At 35.5% G+C, this 18,548-nt stretch carries 16 protein-coding genes, 1 pseudogene, 1 riboswitch and 1 other annotated feature; of the genes and pseudogenes, 11 read left to right on the top strand and 6 right to left on the bottom strand.

Going from position 1 to position 18,548, the window contains the following annotated elements; all coding sequences use genetic code 11:
* The first annotated feature begins 6 nt into the window (after positions 1-6).
* Complete coding sequence (locus ABH960_RS00935) at positions 7-222, top strand: DUF3955 domain-containing protein (protein WP_078175877.1); 216 nt, start codon at positions 7-9, stop codon at positions 220-222.
* Between the two features lie 34 nt (positions 223-256).
* Here the strand turns inward: ABH960_RS00935 and ABH960_RS00930 are convergent, their stop codons facing one another.
* Positions 257-535 (bottom strand): hypothetical protein, encoded by a 279-nt coding sequence (locus ABH960_RS00930; protein ID WP_404442012.1) that lies wholly within the window; start codon positions 533-535, stop codon positions 257-259.
* A gap of 165 nt (positions 536-700) precedes the next feature.
* Between ABH960_RS00930 and ABH960_RS00925 the strand changes: the two genes are divergently transcribed.
* Positions 701-940 (top strand): DUF3947 family protein, encoded by a 240-nt coding sequence (locus ABH960_RS00925; RefSeq protein WP_404442010.1) that lies wholly within the window; start codon positions 701-703, stop codon positions 938-940.
* Between the two features lie 30 nt (positions 941-970).
* Here the strand turns inward: ABH960_RS00925 and crcB (ABH960_RS00920) are convergent, their stop codons facing one another.
* Together crcB (ABH960_RS00920) and crcB (ABH960_RS00915) are read right to left on the bottom strand one after the other, a co-directional pair.
* The gene (crcB, locus tag ABH960_RS00920) at positions 971-1,327 is read right to left on the bottom strand and encodes a fluoride efflux transporter CrcB (RefSeq protein ID WP_404442009.1); all 357 of its coding nucleotides are present in this window, start codon (positions 1,325-1,327) and stop codon (positions 971-973) included.
* Entirely contained in the window at positions 1,324-1,728 is a 405-nt protein-coding gene (gene crcB, locus ABH960_RS00915) for a fluoride efflux transporter CrcB (protein ID WP_404442007.1), read from the bottom strand. Before crcB (ABH960_RS00915) ends, crcB (ABH960_RS00920) begins: the two co-directional genes overlap by 4 nt.
* A 53-nt stretch (positions 1,729-1,781) precedes the next feature.
* A riboswitch (Fluoride riboswitch) is annotated at positions 1,782-1,841 on the bottom strand.
* A gap of 319 nt (positions 1,842-2,160) precedes the next feature.
* Here crcB (ABH960_RS00915) and ABH960_RS00910 point away from each other — a divergent pair.
* The 4 genes from ABH960_RS00910 (at position 2,161) to tyrS (ending at position 6,797) form a co-directional block, all read left to right on the top strand.
* Positions 2,161-3,219, top strand: coding sequence for an endonuclease/exonuclease/phosphatase family protein (locus ABH960_RS00910; RefSeq protein WP_404442005.1), 1,059 nt, complete (start codon positions 2,161-2,163; stop codon positions 3,217-3,219).
* 235 nt (positions 3,220-3,454) lie between these two features.
* Positions 3,455-3,850, top strand: coding sequence for an SET domain-containing protein (locus ABH960_RS00905; protein WP_002129853.1), 396 nt, complete (start codon positions 3,455-3,457; stop codon positions 3,848-3,850).
* A gap of 386 nt (positions 3,851-4,236) precedes the next feature.
* The gene (gene murB / locus ABH960_RS00900; protein WP_404442002.1) at positions 4,237-5,154 is read left to right on the top strand and encodes a UDP-N-acetylmuramate dehydrogenase; all 918 of its coding nucleotides are present in this window, start codon (positions 4,237-4,239) and stop codon (positions 5,152-5,154) included.
* A 107-nt stretch (positions 5,155-5,261) separates the two neighbouring features.
* Positions 5,262-5,478 (top strand) — a binding site (T-box leader).
* Between the two features lie 56 nt (positions 5,479-5,534).
* Entirely contained in the window at positions 5,535-6,797 is a 1,263-nt protein-coding gene (gene tyrS / locus ABH960_RS00895) for a tyrosine--tRNA ligase (RefSeq protein ID WP_404442000.1), read from the top strand.
* Between the two features lie 263 nt (positions 6,798-7,060).
* On the opposite strand, the gene ABH960_RS00890 is transcribed toward tyrS, so the two are convergent.
* The 3 genes from ABH960_RS00890 to ABH960_RS00880 form a co-directional block, all read right to left on the bottom strand.
* Positions 7,061-8,239 (bottom strand): NAD(P)/FAD-dependent oxidoreductase, encoded by a 1,179-nt coding sequence (locus tag ABH960_RS00890; protein WP_002016002.1) that lies wholly within the window; start codon positions 8,237-8,239, stop codon positions 7,061-7,063.
* A 44-nt stretch (positions 8,240-8,283) separates the two neighbouring features.
* Complete coding sequence (locus tag ABH960_RS00885; protein ID WP_002016003.1) at positions 8,284-8,724, bottom strand: DUF1641 domain-containing protein; 441 nt, start codon at positions 8,722-8,724, stop codon at positions 8,284-8,286.
* Between the two features lie 430 nt (positions 8,725-9,154).
* Positions 9,155-9,502, bottom strand: coding sequence for a winged helix-turn-helix transcriptional regulator (locus ABH960_RS00880; RefSeq protein ID WP_000760478.1), 348 nt, complete (start codon positions 9,500-9,502; stop codon positions 9,155-9,157).
* A 394-nt stretch (positions 9,503-9,896) separates the two neighbouring features.
* Here ABH960_RS00880 and ABH960_RS00875 point away from each other — a divergent pair, with 394 nt between their 5' ends.
* The 5 genes and pseudogenes from ABH960_RS00875 to ABH960_RS00855 all read left to right on the top strand — a co-directional run bounded on the left by ABH960_RS00875 (position 9,897) and on the right by ABH960_RS00855 (position 18,506).
* The gene (locus ABH960_RS00875) at positions 9,897-11,060 is read left to right on the top strand and encodes an MFS transporter (RefSeq protein WP_404442605.1); all 1,164 of its coding nucleotides are present in this window, start codon (positions 9,897-9,899) and stop codon (positions 11,058-11,060) included.
* A gap of 16 nt (positions 11,061-11,076) precedes the next feature.
* Positions 11,077-11,916 (top strand): aldo/keto reductase, encoded by an 840-nt coding sequence (locus ABH960_RS00870; protein WP_404441997.1) that lies wholly within the window; start codon positions 11,077-11,079, stop codon positions 11,914-11,916.
* A gap of 123 nt (positions 11,917-12,039) precedes the next feature.
* On the top strand, positions 12,040-12,978 hold the full coding sequence (locus ABH960_RS00865) for a thioester domain-containing protein (protein ID WP_078185084.1): 939 nt from the start codon (positions 12,040-12,042) through the stop codon (positions 12,976-12,978).
* Between the two features lie 122 nt (positions 12,979-13,100).
* Positions 13,101-13,568 (top strand): GNAT family N-acetyltransferase, encoded by a 468-nt coding sequence (locus ABH960_RS00860; protein WP_404441995.1) that lies wholly within the window; start codon positions 13,101-13,103, stop codon positions 13,566-13,568.
* Positions 13,569-14,088: 520 nt separating this feature from the next.
* A pseudogene (locus ABH960_RS00855) lies at positions 14,089-18,506 on the top strand (putative mucin/carbohydrate-binding domain-containing protein).
* Positions 18,507-18,548: the final 42 nt, after the last annotated feature.

Here is an 18,548-nt window from a genome sequence, read left to right as displayed (position 1 = left end):
TATATTATGAAAAACAAATATTTATTAGCGGCTAGTCCGATGTTTTTAGGAGTGTTATGTATAATTATGTTTAATATAATTGGTTCGGAAGTGAAGCCGGATGGAACTTTAGTGGAACCATTTTTCTTAATTCCATTAGCTTATTTATTTGTTTTTACTGGAATTATTGCGATTTTGTTCATGGCTATTTTCTCGATGCTTCAAAAAAAGAAAGCATGCTAAAGTGAAAAGACCGTATATTTACGGTCTTTTCGCTTTAGTATGGAGTAGGAAGCGGGGATCCTGGTGGTCTCCACCAAGATTCAACGGTTTTCCAAGCGGTGTTAAAATCGTAACCTCTTCCAAGTAAGTAGCCGATAGCGACAGCTTCGGTTAATGCGTGTTGATAGCCGAGATGAGCAGCTTCACGTAATCCGTGAGAAACAGCAGGACCAATTATAGCGATTGTTTGGTGTTTTAGTGGATTTTGGGGATGCCAATGTTGATCTCGATAATAGTTATCTTGAGTAAAAGGCTGTTGTTCGTAGAAACTCATATTCTCACTCCTTTTCATATATTTGTGGGCATTTATATACTCTATGAAGGTGTTTGATGTATGGGTTGGGCTAAAAACATGTTTTATGTAAATTTAAAACACTTGCATTGTATGTGAACATAACATGTAAAAGGAATTCATTCTGTATAAAAAGTGAGCTGAATAATGATGAACCATCATTTTTACACTGGAAGACAAGTAGGTCCGGCTATTACAATGGCCGGGGCACAGATGACAATTCAGGCAGTGCATCAGGCTATTCAGATGCAACAACAAGCACAAGTAGAGCAAATGATGCAGAGTCAGTATATACCGTATACACAGCCTCCGATGCAAATCGTACATTATAATGTGTATCCAGCTGGTTTATTTTCAATTCCGTATGGTGCAACATACTTTTTATGAAAGAAAGCGACTGATAAAAGAGTCGCTTTTTTATATTCCACCTAACTTCATCCCAAGGAATGCGAAGATGATACCAATCATATAAGTAGCACTTAAATATAAAAATAGTACGCCAAAGTTTTTGCGGTTGAAAAGCTGAACAGACTCTAATTTAAACGTTGAAAATGTAGTGAAGGCGCCCATAAATCCTGTGCCTAATAATAGTTGCCAGCTTGTAGTTATTCCTTTGCCAATTATATATCCGAGTAAAAAGGCTCCTGTTATATTAATGAGGAATGTAGCAATTGGAAATGAAGTTTTATTTCTCTCTTTAAACCAATTACTAATTGCAAATCGTGTAATGGCACCGAAGAATCCTCCGACTGCTACTAATAAAGTGTTAATCATGATTTTTCACCTTCCCCAAGGCGTTTTTGTAGTGAAAGATCACCAAGTTTATAGCCGAGTCCAGACATAATTAGACCACCTAGCATGCTGCATAATACATACAAAAAGGCGATACCTAGCTCAGAATGATTGATTAGTTTGACAGTTTCGACGCTAAATGTTGAAAACGTCGTAAATGAACCGATAAAGCCGGTTCCAATCCCTGTGATAACTTCGGAAGGTAAGATGTTTAACCGAGCGATATAGGTGGTCAACCAAGCTAGTAAGAAACAGCCAATTAAGTTAATCATTAATGTAGCGAATGGTAATGAATGATGCCAAAATATATCGATAGTAAGGCCTAAATAATAACGAGAAAGGGCTCCTAATATACCAGCTATGCCAACAATAATATATATCAATTTCTTCACCTCCCTAATAGTTTATTCAAAAAAATAGACTCCTACCAGTGTACATACTGGTAGGAGTCATTAGCTAATTCGCGGTTATGGCGAACTCCATCGCCTATAAGTTCTATGTATAGTTTACTAAATATTATTTTGGATTGCCAATAAATATGTTAATGAAAAGTGCGGAAAGTAGGGGTTGTTATATTCTTTGAAGTTGTAATTTCTCTGTTGTGGGTTGTAATTACATTACAGTCTTGCTTTCGTAAATGTTATGATTGAATTTCAAGATAATTGCAGTGAGGGATACAACGATTATTTGTTAGCTAAATATAATGATATCAAGTTTTCTTTATGGTAAAATATTTCTTGTGTCTTTAATTTACCTTCATTTAACTGAAAATACAGAAAAATAAAACGTTATTTAATAAAAAGGGGTCATGTGTGTTGAAGAAATTTTTAAAAATAGTATTAATATTTATTTTAATAATAGCTTGTATTCTAGGTGGCTTTTTAGCTTATATGACACTTACAAAAGAACAGCCAGCGAATGTTTTAGACGTAAAGGTTGAAAACAACAAAGAGCGTGTACTGCAGCCAGGAAATGAATTTAAAGTTACAACATTTAATATTGGATATGCTGGATTAGATAAGGATCAAGATTTTTTTATGGACGGTGGAAAAGGTTCTGGCTCGAGTAGCAAAGAGCAGACTGAAGTTAATTTAAAGAATATGCTTTCGTTTTTACAAAATGAGAATAGCGATTTTGCGCTGTTACAAGAAGTTGATATAAAATCCCTTCGATCATTTGATGTAAATGAGCATGAGTTTTTAAAGCGAGGATTATCAGAGTATGCATCTTCGTTTGGAAAGAACTATGATACCAAATGGGTTCCTGTCCCAGTCACGAAACCGATGGGATATGCTGAGGGAGGATTAAGTACATTTTCTAAATACGCAGTTCAAACAGCAACGCGGTTCCAACTACCCGGAATGGAGCCTTGGCCGAAGCGTTTATTCGATTTAGATCGAGCGATTGTTGAACATAAAATTCCTGTTAATAATGGGAAGTATGTTAGGCTTGTAAATGTACATTTATCTGCTTATGATGAGGGCGGAAAAATTAGAAAGCAGCAAGCAGAGTATTTAAAAGAATATATGAACAAGTGTTATCAAAATGGTGATTACGTAATATTAGGTGGAGATTGGAACCAGTTACTTTCTAATGTTCAATTAAGTGATCCTAAGTTTGTGAAAGAGCGTCCTGAATGGCTAGTAGAGTTACCAACGGACTTTGCGGATGGAGGATTTCAATGGGCTGTAGATCCATCTGTGATGACGGTAAGGGATGATGTGAAGAAGTATGTGGAAGGTGAAAACTTTGTCACTATTATTGATGGCTTTATCGTTTCACCGAATGTCGAGATTGTAAATGTACAAGGCAAAGACTTAAAGTTTGAAAATAGTGATCATAACCCAGTTAGTGCGGTATTTAAACTGAAATAATTGGTATGTATAAGTGTAGAAAGTAATATGTTAAAGGCTGTCACATGCGGTTAATTAGCAAGAGGAGTCGTTAAAGAATATTTTAGAAAAACAATTTCACTTTAAAAGAGCGCAAATGATGTGCTCTTTTGCATTTAAACGACTACTTGATAGGAATTTAATTGCTTTTCTCCGCATTTTCTGCCAAGCTTAAGGAGAAAAATACTTCGAAGAAAGAAATATATAGGTGACGCATATGATTGAAGTTAAGACTTCTGAACTTAGTGATGGAGAATTTAATAGAGGTGTATTTGCAACTCGTGATATTAAAAAGGGTGAGTTGATACACTCAGCACCAGTTATCTCTTATCCGAATGAACAGCATGAACACATTGAGAAAACGTTACTTGCTGACTACGCATTTGAGTATGGGGTAAATCATACGGCATTCCTTTTAGGATACGGCATGTTATTTAATCATTCATATAAGCCGAATGCAACGTATGATATTGTCTTTGAGAATCATACGTTTAACTTCTTTGCTTACAAAGATATAAAAGTTGGAGAAGAGATTCTAATCAATTATAATGGTGAAGTTGATGACGATGAGCTATTATGGTTTGATAAGGAAAAAGAAGAGAACGAAAAATAAGTTAAAAAGTATAGAAAGGGCACATTCTGTGGGATGTGCTCTTTTTTATTGATGAAAATAAAGTAAAGATTACAAAAAAATACCACTTTTCTTTCGTATGGTATAGTAAGATATTGAAGGGTATTACTTTGAAAAACCTATATATTTTACAAATTGTTGTCTATATGGTTACATGTCAAGTTTAGTAGCCCATTTGGGTTGCTTTATTATGCGATATATATTTTAATATGAGTGGAACCTCTTATAATTTAAGAGGTTTATAGGTGTGCTTTATGTACACTGTATTCACCACGTTAGCTGTTGTTTTGTAATGCATTTTTACGTGGGGATATTATGGACCCGTATATAGCGGGATAAAAAGATTATAGAAATAGAGGAATCGTAAAATGAATATGCAAGAGGTTTATAAATATTTAAGTACGGTATTGCCTGAAGGTCATGTAAAGAAAGATGAAATGCTAAAAGATCATACGCACATTAAAGTGGGTGGGAAAGCAGATGTATTTGTTGCGCCTACTAATTATGATGAGATTCAAGAAGTGATAAAGTATGCTAACCAATATAATATTCCAGTTACGTTTTTAGGAAACGGATCGAATGTTATTATTAAAGACGGTGGTCTTCGTGGGATCACAGTAAGTTTAATTCATATTACAGGTGTTACTGTAACAGGAACGACGATTGTAGCACAGTGTGGTGCAGCAATTATTGATGTATCACGTATTGCATTAGATCATAATTTAACGGGTCTTGAGTTTGCTTGTGGTATCCCAGGTTCAGTTGGCGGAGCGTTATATATGAATGCTGGTGCTTACGGCGGTGAAGTATCGTTTGTATTAACAGAAGCTGTCGTAATGACAGGTGATGGAGAGCTACGTACTTTAACGAAAGAAGCATTTGAATTTGGATATCGTAAGAGTGTATTTGCGAACAACCATTACATTATTCTTGAAGCGAGATTTGAGCTTCAAGAAGGTGTGCGTGAAGAAATTAAAGAAAAAATGGATGATTTAACGTTTAAACGTGAGTCAAAACAACCTTTAGAATATCCTTCATGTGGTAGCGTATTTAAGCGCCCACCAAATAACTTTGCTGGTAAATTGATTCAAGAATCAGGACTACAAGGTAAGCGAATTGGCGGAGTGGAAGTTTCTGTAAAACACGCTGGATTTATGGTGAATGTTGATAACGGAACAGCACAAGATTATATCGATTTAATTCATTTCGTACAAACAACTGTTGAAGAAAAATTCGGTGTGAAATTAGAGAGAGAAGTAAGGATTATTGGAGAAGATCTACAGTAATCTTTGAATAAAAAACGTATAAAAGTATGAATTATTTCAAAATAACATTTGGTTATTGTTGACAATTTTATTTTGATTCAATATAATGGCTAATAATTTAACAAATAAAATATACGTTGAAAGAGCCCAGTAGCAGTTTGTCACTGTTATCAAAGAGAGCTAGGGATTGCTGGAACCTAGCACAAACAAACTTGTGAATTACACTCTGGAGTATCTTAGGTAACGCTAAGCGGACTAGCAATCGATATTATTGCTAAGAGTGGTATGAATAGCTATGCTATTTATGCAAACTGGGTGGTAACACGGTGAATAATCGTCCCTATGTCTATCGTAGACATAGGGGCTTTTTGTTTTCAAAAAAATAAAGGGGATGACAAAAGATGAATATTATTGATGAATTAGAATGGCGCGGTGCTGTGAATCAACAGACAGATGAAGAAGGTTTACGTAAGTTAGTAGAAGAGAAAAAGATTTCACTATACTGCGGAGTGGATCCGACTGGTGATAGTATGCATATTGGACATTTAATTCCGTTCATGATGATGAAAAGATTTCAATTAGCTGGCCATCATCCGGTTATTTTAATCGGAGGGGCAACAGGAACAATTGGTGATCCGAGTGGTCGTCAATCCGAGCGTCAACTACAAACGTTAGAAGTGGTGCAGCATAATGTAGATGCGTTAACAGCACAAATGAAAAATCTATTTGACTTTGGCGGGAATAGCGAAGTGAAGATGGTAAATAACTATGACTGGACACATAAAATAAACATTATCGAGTTTTTACGTGATTACGGAAAAAACTTTAGCATAAATAGCATGTTAGCGAAAGATATTGTCGCAAGTCGTTTAGATACAGGGATTTCTTTCACAGAATTCACGTACCAAATCTTGCAAGCGATGGATTTTCATCATTTATACACAAAAGAAGATGTTCAATTGCAAATTGGTGGTAGTGATCAATGGGGAAATATTACGAGTGGTCTAGATTTAATTCGTAAGTTAGAAGGTCATGAAGCGAAAGTATTCGGATTAACGATTCCATTATTATTAAAATCAGATGGTACGAAGTTTGGTAAATCAGCAGGTGGTGCGGTTTGGCTTGATCCTGAAAAGACAACGGCGTTTGAATTTTACCAGTTTTGGGTGAATACAAATGATCATGATGTAATTAAATACTTGAAATACTTTACGTTCTTAACGAAAGAGCGAATTGATGAATTAGCTGTGAAAGTAGAAACAGAGCCTCATAAACGTGAAGCGCAAAAAGTATTAGCAGAAGAAATGACGAAATTCGTTCATGGAGAAGAAGCATTTTTACAGGCAGTGAAAATTACAGCAGCGTTATTTAGCGGAGATATTAAATTGTTAACAGCTGATGAAATTGAACAAGGATTTAAAGAGATGCCAACATTCCAGTCTTCAAAAGAGACGAAAAATATTGTAGAGTGGCTAGTTGATTTAGGGATTGAACCATCTAGAAGACAAGCACGTGAAGACATTAATAATGGAGCTATATCTATGAATGGTGAAAAAGTAACGGATGTAGCTACGGATGTTACTGTAGAAAATTCATTTGATGGACGATTTATTATTATTCGTAAAGGGAAGAAGAACTACAGCTTAGTGAAATTAGGAGAATAGTTCTTGTGAAAGAGTGGAAGTAGGTAAGATATCTACTTCCGCTCTTTTCATATACACAATTTCGACACGAAAAAGTCAGTATATTTCGATAATTAAAGAGGTTATATTATTCTTTTGCCGAATAAATAAGTTAGAGAAAATTACGGATAAAGTGAAACTTTAATCAGTGGGGGGGTTGTTCATCCCCACTGATTATCAGCCCGCAAATAGCGGGATAAAAATAGCCCGAACCATGCAGGGCATGATTCGGGCTTATATTCAGATTAGTAAGCTAAGCTGAATAGACCTTTAATGTGTGATAAGTAACGAACGTTACTTGCTTCTTTCATTAATGATGCTGGTAGGCCTTTAAGCGGAGTATTGCTTGCTCCGATTGTAGCAACAGCATCTTTACGTCCTAGACTAGCAAGTGTTCCAGAGTTGATAGGTGCGAACTCTTCGAATGCTTTGCCTTCTAGTGCTGCGTATAAGTTGTATCCAATTAACTCACCCATTTGCCAAGCAATTTGTGCAGTTGGTGGGTATGGACGACCGTCTGGAGAGAAGACAACAGCGCTGTCTCCAGCAACGAATACGTCTTTGTGAGAAGTAGATTGTAGATGTGCATCAACAGTTGCACGACCGCGGTTTACTTCAAGACCTGATTCACCAATTAATGGGTTACCTTGTACGCCGCCTGTCCAAACGAATGTGTTAGCAACGATTTTTTGACCGTCTTTTAAGTCGATTTCATTACCAGCAACGTTTGTTACAGGAAGACCTGTTAAGAATGTAACACCGCGTGCTTCTAAGCTAGCAGTTGCACGTTCGATTAAGTGGTCTGGTAATACTGGAAGGATTTTTGGACCTGCTTCAACAAGAAGAAGTTTAACTTCTTTTGGATTTACGCCGTGGCTTTTTGCAAGTTTAGGCATAATGTCAGCAAGCTCACCAACTAGCTCAACGCCAGTTAATCCGCCACCACCGATTACGATTGTAGCATCAGCTTCGTTTTTCGTTTTAGCGTATTCACGAATACGGTCTTCAACGTGTTTGTAGATTTTGTTTGCATCAGCAGCAGATTTTAATACCATGCTGTTTTCTTCTAGTCCTGGAATACCGAAGTAAGCAGTTTTACTTCCTAAAGCAACTACAAGTGCATCGTAAGATAAAGTAGTGCCACCAGCTAGTTTGATTTCTTTGCTATCAACTGAGAATGACTCAACTGTTGCAATTTTAAGATCGATGTCTTTACCTTTGAAAAGCTTTGTAAGTGGCATTGCAATTGCTTGCTCAGCAACGTTACCAGCTGCAAGGCGGTGTAGTTCAGTGATGATTTGGTGCGTTGGGTATTGGTTAATCACTGTAACTTGTGCTTCTGATTTGCTGTAGTATTTACGTACGTTTAAAGCGGCAAGAAGACCGCCATAACCAGCGCCTAAGATGACAATTTGTTTTGACATAGTATGTTATCCCCCGTCTTTACTAATTGTTGTTATAAGTTAAATTATTTATTATTACGTTCTGCACTAATTTGAAGGTATGCGTTCACAAAACGGAACATTTTTTGTGCTTGTGGGTCTTTTAGTAATTTTAATAGACCGAACAGGCCGATAACTTCGTTGCTTTCATCAGCACGATCTTTCGCTTCGATAGCAGTTGCAGCCATGCTTTTCACTGTATCTTTTACAGGTTCTACAAGCTCTGTGATTGCACTAACAGTGTCGCTTTTTAATACTTCATCAGTAGCAACAGTTTGAGCGAAGTCATAAGACTTAGTTAAAATGTTAACAAGCTCAGTTAATTTTGGAAGCTGTTCCACTAGTGTTGTTAATGATTCTTGTACCTCAGGTTTTAACAACTGATCAAGTACATCAAGTTGTCCTTGGCTAGCAGAAATTTGTACAGTTTCTTGTTCTGGCTTTGTTTGAGTCATAGTTTCTGGCATCTCCAATTCTCCTTTACGATAGCAATACTCTTATTTTTGATAGATAAGATAGTAAACACTTGCGAAACTTTATACAAAGTTTCACAAAGCACAATAAAATGCCTTTAAATTTATGACAGCAAGTAAGCTGAAATCATAAATCCAAAACCATAATGTCCTACCTATTATTTATGAACTGTCCGATACATGGCTTGTCCGCATAATGGAAAGTTCCCTTATCGGAAAGTGTATATAATATATATCCTATATTATATACTATATACACGTATGTTAACATAAAAATGATTCCTAATTATTTGATATTGATTCTGTAACCTAGTACTGACAAGGCATGAAAGCGCATAAATTATTTTATCTATCTTAAAAATGTACATATATATAAAGAAAAAAAGGAGGAAATGGACAAATTTATGTTCATTTTTTCCTTTTTTTATTGTTCACCTTCTGTAATTAGCATTGATGTGTTACCGCTTTTTTCAAGGTGGCATTCGCCCCAAGTACAAAGAGAATCAAGAATGGATTCTAAAGACCAACCGTAGTCTGTAAGAGAATATTCTACTTTCGGTGGTACTTGATTGTATACCTTTCTTTGAATAACTCCGTCTTCTTCTAATTCGCGTAATTGCTGTGTTAACATCTTTTGTGTAATACCAGGCATGAGACGTTTTAATTCACTTGTTCTCTTTGTACCTTTCGTTAAGTGGCAAAGAATAACGACTTTCCATTTTCCGCCGATAACCTCTAAAGTCGCTTCAACGGGAATATTATATTTCTTCATATAAAAATCTCCTTTGATGAATGTAGATTTCAGTTCTCCAACAAAAGAAGCTAAATAATTTAAATGTTACTAAAAAGTACCTATAGCACTTTAAAGTACGTACTTTTTATCATGTTGAATATGTTCCATAATAGCATACGTAAGAGGGAAATGAGTAGTACGGTACTAAAAAGTGCCTATGTTACTTTTTGGTACCTATCGTACTTTAAAGTGCGTTCTTCAAAAAAAGAGTGAAGCCATTCATAATAGCATATATCAGCAGTAACATTATTTTTGTAGAAGATAAAAAGGCCTTTTTATCACACTATTATGATTGGATTTCTCGCATTAAGGAGGAGTTCAATTGAATTCATATACAGTATCTTCTTCAGCGGTACAGACGAATCGAAGAAGTATGTTTGCTTTATTAGCACTAGCAATTAGTGCGTTTGGAATTGGTACAACCGAATTTATTAGTGTCGGTTTATTACCATCTATTTCAGAGGATTTACATGTTTCTGTTACAACAGCGGGTTTAACCGTTTCTTTATATGCATTAGGGGTAGCGTTTGGTGCCCCAGTATTAACGTCATTAACAGCTAGTATGTCGCGAAAGACGTTATTAATGTGGATTATGATTATTTTCATTATTGGTAATGGAATTGCGGCAGTAGCAACGAGTTTTACTGTGTTGCTTATGGCGAGGGTTGTATCTGCGTTTGCACACGGCGTTTTTATGTCAATCGGATCCACAATTGCGGCTGCGCTTGTACCAGAGAATAAACGTGCTAGTGCAATAGCATTTATGTTTACTGGTTTAACCGTTGCGACGATTACAGGTGTACCAATTGGAACGTTTATTGGTCAACAATTTGGCTGGAGAGCATCTTTTATGGTGATTGTGGTCATTGGAATTGTTGCCTTAGTCGCAAACAGTATGTTAATTCCGTCTAACTTAAAAAAGGGTACACGAGTATCATTTCGTGATCAATTCAAACTTATCACGAACGGAAGACTCTTACTTGTTTTCGTCATTACTGCATTAGGATACGGAGGAACATTCGTAACATTTACGTATTTATCTCCGCTATTACAAGAAGTAGCAGGATTTAAATCGAGTACCGTTACAATCATTTTGTTAGTGTACGGGATTGCAATTGCGATTGGGAATATGGTCGGCGGAAAATTATCGAATCATAATCCAATTCGAGCACTATTTTACATGTTCTTTATTCAAGCAATTGTATTATTCGTACTAACATTTACAGCGCCGTTTCAAGTAGCAGGGCTTATCACAATTATTTTTATGGGGCTATTCGCGTTTATGAATGTTCCAGGGCTACAAGTGTATGTCGTTATATTGGCTGAGCGTTTCGTGCCGAGTGCCGTTGATATCGCATCAGCAATGAATATTGCAGCATTTAACGCAGGAATTGCTCTTGGGGCTTATTTGGGCGGTATTGTAACGAACTCGTTAGGATTAATTCATACAGCTTGGGTAGGCGGCATTATGGTAGTAGGCGCTGTTATTTTAACAGCTTGGAGTATGAACTTAGAAAAAAGAGATCAAGCAAAATAAAGGAGAGAAAAATATAATGAAAAATTTACAAAGTAAAACAACATTGCATAACGGTGTGGAAATGCCTTGGTTCGGTTTAGGTGTATTTAAAGTAGAAGATGGACCGGGACTTGTAGAGGCTGTGAAAGTAGCCATTAAAGAAGGATACCGTAGCATTGATACAGCTGCGATTTATGGAAATGAAAAAGCAGTTGGAGAAGGCATTCGCGCTGGTATAAAAGAAGCAGGAATTTCTCGAGAAGATTTATTCATTACTTCAAAAGTGTGGAACGCAGATCAAGGATATGAAACGACACTTGCTGCATACGAAGAGAGCTTAAAAAAATTAGAACTAGATTATTTAGATTTATATCTTGTCCATTGGCCTGTTGAAGGGAAATATAAAGATTCGTGGAGAGCGTTAGAAACACTTTATAAAGAAGAACGCGTGCGTGCAATTGGCGTAAGTAACTTCCAAATCCATCATCTGAAAGACGTACTGGAAGGTGCGGAAATTAAGCCGATGATTAACCAAGTAGAGTATCACCCGCGTTTAACACAGAAAGAACTACAAGCTTTCTGTAAAGAACAAGGAATCCAAATGGAAGCATGGTCACCACTTATGCAAGGGCAATTATTAGATAATGAAACTTTACAAGAAGTTGCTGATAAGTACGGTAAAACAACAGCGCAAATCATTTTACGTTGGGATCTTCAAAATGAAGTTGTAACGATTCCGAAATCAACGAAAGAACAGCGTATTATTGCGAATGCTAATATATTCGACTTTGAATTAACAAAAGAAGATATGGAAAAGATTGATGCTTTAAATCAGAACCACCGCGTTGGTCCAGATCCTGATAACTTTGATTTCTAAACTTATAGTGGAAGAAAGAGTGCAAATAGTTTGCACTCTTTTTTGTTTTACTTATGCATAAAAAACGTTTCTAACTAAATAATAAACAGTAGTAAATTTGTTATTTTATAAGGGGTTGTAGACATGAATATAAAACGATCGTTCAAGATAATGGCCGCTTTTTTGAGTGTTTTATTTGTATTTGCGAACTTATTATTCCCGCTTCAAAAAGCATTTGCAGAAGTTATGGATCATACGAAGTATGAAATGGATTGGAGTTATAGTAGGTCAAAGAAGAAACCAATTCGAACAGAGCTTATTAAAACGGCAGATGGAAAAATTGCATTTTGCTTAAATGTAGATTTGAAATCTCCGAGCGGTCAAGACTTACCTGAAATGGGTAAAGTAGATATTAACGTATACCGTGTACTATTAAACGGGTATCCGCAGAAGAGTCCACAAGAATTAGGCGTTTCCGATTGGAGAGAGGCACATTACGCAACGCAGCTCGCGGTGTGGAATGCGTTAAAACAAATTGATATTAACGATTTAGATTTCCGTAATAAAAATGTAGAAAAAGTAACGAAAGATATCGTTGCGAAAGCAAACGCTAGTGAAGAACTACAAGAAATTACGATGAGTGTAGTACCATCAGAAGAACAAGAGGCAGTATTAAAAAATGAGTTTTTTGAAACAGGTTTATACACAGTGCAAACAAATGCAAAAAGTGGAACGTATAAAGTGCAAGCGACAGGTGCACCAGAAGGCGCGAAGTTCGTAAATGAAAAAGGCGAGGGGAAAACAGAATTTAATGTAGGAGAAAAGTTCCGCATTTTAATTCCGAAACAAACACCATCGGGTGGATTTAGCTTTAAAGTATCAGGGAATTTAACGAAACTACAAGGAATTGCACATAAAGGTACACCGACTATTCAAAATGCGGTTGTATTACTTGAGCGTAGTGAAGAGAAAACAAGTCCAGAGTTGGCGGTAAGTTGGAAGAAAGCAAATGGTCATGATAATAAACCAAATAAACCCTATACACCAAATGAACCACATAAACCGAATCAAATTAAAAGATAGTGGAAAAAGCATTGGCGTTTGCCAGTGCTTTTTTGCATGCTTTGGATTTCTTATATCGCCAGCATTAATGTTTTGATCCGTACGTTATAATGGAAACAAGAAATTAGAAAGAGAGATAAAAAATGAAACTTCGTATTTGTGAAATAACGAAAGAAAATCGGCATAAAATTGCTAACTTAAAAGTAACAGAAGAACAGCATAAATTTATTGAAAGTACAGTTGAAAATTGTTTAGTTGATGCTGAAATAAAATATAAAGAAGATGCAGTTTCAGTAGGTCTATATGATGACGATGTACCTATTGGATATGCAATGTATGGCTGGTTTGAGGAAGAAGAAAAGGCTGTATATTTAAATCAATTTGTCATCGATAGTGCATGCCAAGGAAAAGGATATGCAAAACCATTATTGCGTTTGTTGATGGACCATTTTCACACAGAATATAATTGTAAAGTTATGTATTTAAGCATACATCCAGAAAATAAACTTGCACAAAAGTTATATGAATCAATAGGCTTCCATTTAACTGGTGAAATTGAAGATGAGTGGTTACATGGAAAAGGATTTATAATGAAACGTATGTTGGATTAATAAAAACCTGTCCGAAAGAATAGTATCTTTCGGACAGGTTTTTATTTTAAAATAACATTAAAAATTAGAAATCTAAACATTACGATTTTTGGATTAAATTCATAAAATTGTAATATTAATCTAATCGAAAAGGCTATCTAACGAGAAAGAAATCATGTACAATTCATTTTGGAAAAACTGTCCATAGATGGATGCCTATGAATGAATTGTAAAAAACGATATTTTTATACGCATTTTTCATGTATAGACAACAATACTTGATGAAACCATCTCTCATCATTATTTTGACATGAAAAAGAGAACTCATCACGAAATATAGAGAAAGGTGAGGAGGAACTTTCGCTTTAAAAAATTCGCCACATAAGAAAGCGGATACATTTAAAGTGAACGATGGTAAGAGGTGTAGGGGCGCGAGGTTGAGTTGTATATATTAAATGGTTGTATAAAGATAATTTGATTTTACAGTAAAAAAATATATCTATGATGGTTTGCATGACAAAAAGAATCGGGGACACAGATTATGTCGAAGAAAAAGAAGAGTAGGGTATTAGTAGCTGGTATATGCATATCTACATTATTATCACCAGTAGCTTTCGAAGCGTCAAAAGGATATGCGGCACCTTTGGAAGAAAATAAGGGTGGGAATTTAGAAGAGAATAAATTTGAGCAGAGGACGTTTCAGTTGCCGGGTAAAGGTAGCGTAGATGAAGAAAATAAACGTTTAAGAGTTACTTGGAAACTTTCTGCTAATGAGCCAACTGGAATTTATGCAGCGCCAAATGAAGAGGTTACAATTGACATAAAAGGAACGCAGTCTATTCAAGCTTTCATAGGAACGAGATCTTATGATGAAAAGGATCCAGAAGAGTTTGATTTAAAACCAGGGAAAAACGTTATTTCATCCCCAAGAGGCGGTATTTTATATTTTTATAATATGAATAACGAAGGAGAGGTAACAGCTTCAGTTACGAATGGTGGTAGCCATTTCCCTTTGTTTATTTTAGGTAAACATACGAAAAAAGATTGGGATGAAATGTTAAAAAAATATAAGGATCCTTATGCAGTTGAATTAAAAGGTGAGCGAAGCTTAATTACTACTACTTACGATTCTGTGCAGAAATATATGAAGAATACGGATCCAACAGAGCTAATGAAATTACACGATAAGATTATTCGTTTGGAAAACGCAGTGGCAGGATTATCTGAGGACGGTGTTGGGGTTGCAAAATCTCCAACTCATTATGTTCAGTTTGTTGAAAAACGGAAGCCTGCTGAAGGGAACTTTATGTTTGCGACAAATTATCATACAGGATATATCCCGACGGCAATGAATAGAGTTTTAGATTTAGAAGTACTTGAAAAGGATGGCTGGGGACCATGGCATGAAGTTGGACATTTACATCAGCAAGAACCTTGGAAGTGGTCTAAAGTAAGGGAAGTCACAGTAAATATTTACTCATTAGCTGTTCAAAAGGCATTAGGGAATCAATTAGAAATGGATGAGCACTATAAAGAGTCATTTGAGTATTTAGAGAGACCTAAAGCAGAAAGGGTCATTGATGAAATCAATCCTCTTACAATGTTTTGGCAATTAAATGTAGTGTATGGAGAACATTTTTATCCTAGGTTACATCAAGCTTATCGTTTGTTGCCTCAGAGTGAAATGCCTAATTCTGATGAAGAGAAAAAGCAACTATTTATTTATATGACATCAAAAGTGGCTGGGCAAAATTTAATTCCTTTCTTTGAGGAATGGGGATTAACGCCAAATGATGATACTAGAGAGAAGATAGAAAAATTAAATTTACCTAAATTAGAAAAAGAAATATGGAAAGCTACTGATAGTAATGATATTCGCGAGAGGCAAGTTGAACCGTATAAGGTTCCGTATGGTGAACCTGCTAATGAGGTACAAAACCTTTTAGTTGGTACGGATTCTGATGAAAACGAGGCGAGTAAACTCGTTCAAAATTTAGGTGAGAATGTAAAAGTAACAGGTAAGATCATATGGCCTAAATTAGAGAATGGAAAACAGGAAGTGTTAGTAGAAATTGAAGATGAGAAAGGAAATAAAAATTCAATTCCTGTCCAAGTTAATGGAGTTTATGGTGACAGTATAATTTTTCAAGGACTTTCAAATGAAGTAATGTCGACAGTGATGCTTCGTCACAATGAAAAAAAATTAAATGTAAACTTTACTAATAATAAAATACATTACCGTTTTGAAAAAGAAGAATATATGGGCTTAACGGTATATGATCGAAATGGGATTGAAAAGAAAAGTGTATCGGCAGAAGGGCAAGAAAATGGAAAACGATTTGCGCTTGAACTAAATGGATTGGATTTTGAATATGGTGATGTAGTAAAAGTATTCCATGCAGAACCAGACCGTTTGAAGTGGTATCAAAATAACGCACTTGTAGATCAAGGAAATGCTAAAAATAAAAAAGAAAAATTATTCCAAATCACTCCGCAAGGGTTCGAATTTAAAGATGGTTTACAAGAAGTAACAGCAGTACCGCAAAAAGTAGTAATCGGAACAGAAGCTGAAAAGTTAGAAGCGAAAAACTTCGTACAAGTAAAAGATGGAGAAGTGAGTGGTTTTGCAGAAAAACCAAATACATCAAAAATCGGTGAACAAAAAGTAAAAGTAGAGACGAAAGATCGTTTTGGAAATAAGCAAGTGACGGAAGTTCCTCTAACAGTAACATATGGAGATAGCTTACTTGTATATGGATTAAGCTATGGTACTGACGATATGAAGTCAATTATAACGTTACATCATGATACGAAAAAACTGAGTGCAACAGATACAAAGAATCTGATTCATGATTACTTTAAAGATGAGAAGTACTTTGAATTCACACTGTACGATAAAGGGGGAAAAGAGAAGAAAAATATAGCGGTAAAAGGTTTGGAGAATACGAAAGCTTTTGCCAAGGAAGTAAATGGACTTGCATTTGAGTATGGAGATGTGGTGAAAGTATACCATGCAGAATCTTCTCGTTTACATTGGTACCAAAAAGATTTATATGTGGGAGAAGGAAACAGTAAAGAGATAAAGGAATTAGTCTTCAAAATTACTGAAAATGGATTTGAAAGGTTAGACGGTGAGCAAACAGTAAAAGCAAATCCACAAAAAGTAGTAATTGGAACAGATGTAGAAAAGTTAGAAGCGAAAAACTTTGTTGAAGTAAAAGATGGAGAAGTAGTTGGATTTGTAGAGAAACCAACTACATCAAAAATCGGTGAGCAAAAAGTAAAGGTAGAGACGAAAGATCGTTTTGGAAATAAGAAAGTGACAGAAGTGCCGTTAGAAGTAATTTACGGAGATAGCATTATGTTCTTTGGTACAAATTATGGCGGAACAAACATTAAATCGGTTGTAACTTTGAACCATGAAGAGAAGAAATTCGGTACAACAGATTCAGAAGGTAAAATGCATACTTCATTTGCGGATGAGAAATATATGGGAATGAATGTATATGATAAAGATGGGAAAGAGAAGAAAGCAGTATCTGTAAAAGCGTCTGAAAATACGAAAGCATTCGCAGAGCAATTTAAGGGAATGTCGTTCGAATATGGCGATATAGTAAAAGTGTATCAAAGAGAGTTTGATAGATTTAAAGTGTATAAAAAGAATGAATTCGTGGATGCACAGTATGGCGTTCATGAAGTGTTCTTTAAAGTTACGGAGCAAGGTTTCGAAAGAATGGAAGCTCAGCAAGAAATAAAGGCAGTACCACAAAAAATAGTAATCGGAACAGATGATGCAAAATTAAATGCAAAAGATTTTGTTCAAGTGAAAGATGGAGAAGTGATTGGTTTTGTAGAGAAACCAAATACAACGAAAATCGGAGAACAAAAAGTAAAGGTAGAAACGAAAGATCGTTTCGGGAATAAGAAAGTAACGGAAGTATCACTAGAAGTAACGTATGGGGATAGCTTGGTATTTAAAGGGCTAAATTATAGTACTGATATTAAATCGATTGTAACATTGCAACATGATCAGAAAAAATTCAGTACGACAGCTGATTCGAATCCGGTGCACCATTATTTTAAAGAAGAAACGTACTTTGAATTTACATTATTAGATCAAAAAGGAATAGAGAAGAAGAAAGCGACTGTAAAAGGTGTTGAAAACACGAAAGAGTTTGCAAAAGCGATTAACGGCTTAGAATTTGAATACGGTGACGTTGTAAAAGTGTATCATGCAGAATCGGATCGATTTAATTGGTATCAAAATAATAACTTTACTGGTCAAGGTAAGGCGAAAGTAGAAAAAGAATTATTCTTTAAAGTAACAGAAAAAGGTTTTGAAAGAATAGAAGCTCTACAAGAAGTAAAGGCAGTACAGCAAAAAGTAGTAATCGGAACAGATGCTGAAAAGTTAGAAGTGAAAAACTTTGTTGAAGTAAAAGACGGAGAAGTAATTGGATTTGTAGAGAAACCAGACACAATGAAACTCGGTGAGCAAAAAGTAAAAGTAGAGACGAAAGATCGTTTTGGAATAAGACAATAACAGAAGTACCGATTGAAGTGACGTATGGAGATAGCCTGGTGTATCAAGGTGTGTCCAATGTTACACGTTCTATTGTTACGTTAAATCATGACGAAAAGAAATTACATGCAACATTTACGAATGATGTGATTCATTATCGTTTTGTGAACGAACAGTATTTAGGTTTTGCGATTTATGATCAAAATGGAAATGAGAAAAAGCATATATCAGCAGACGGTCAAGAAACCTCAAAGAATTTTGCAGAACAAGTAAATGGTACTCCATTTGAGTATGGGGATGTTGTAAAAGTGTATCATGCAGAACCAAGTCGTCTGAAATGGTATAAAAAGAATGAGTTAGCAGAACAAGTAGCTTCAGCAGAAGTTGTATTTAAAATCACTCAAAGTGGATTAGAACTAGTAAAGGGAACATTGTAATAAAAAATGCGCGTAGATATTGGATCTACGCGCATTTTTTTC

This window comes from Bacillus sp. RC252 (assembly GCF_044909215.1).
GTDB classification, from domain to species: domain Bacteria; phylum Bacillota; class Bacilli; order Bacillales; family Bacillaceae_G; genus Bacillus_A; species Bacillus_A mycoides.
Note: the sequence above shows the minus strand (reverse complement) of the source record. Positions and strands in the feature narration are given on the sequence as shown.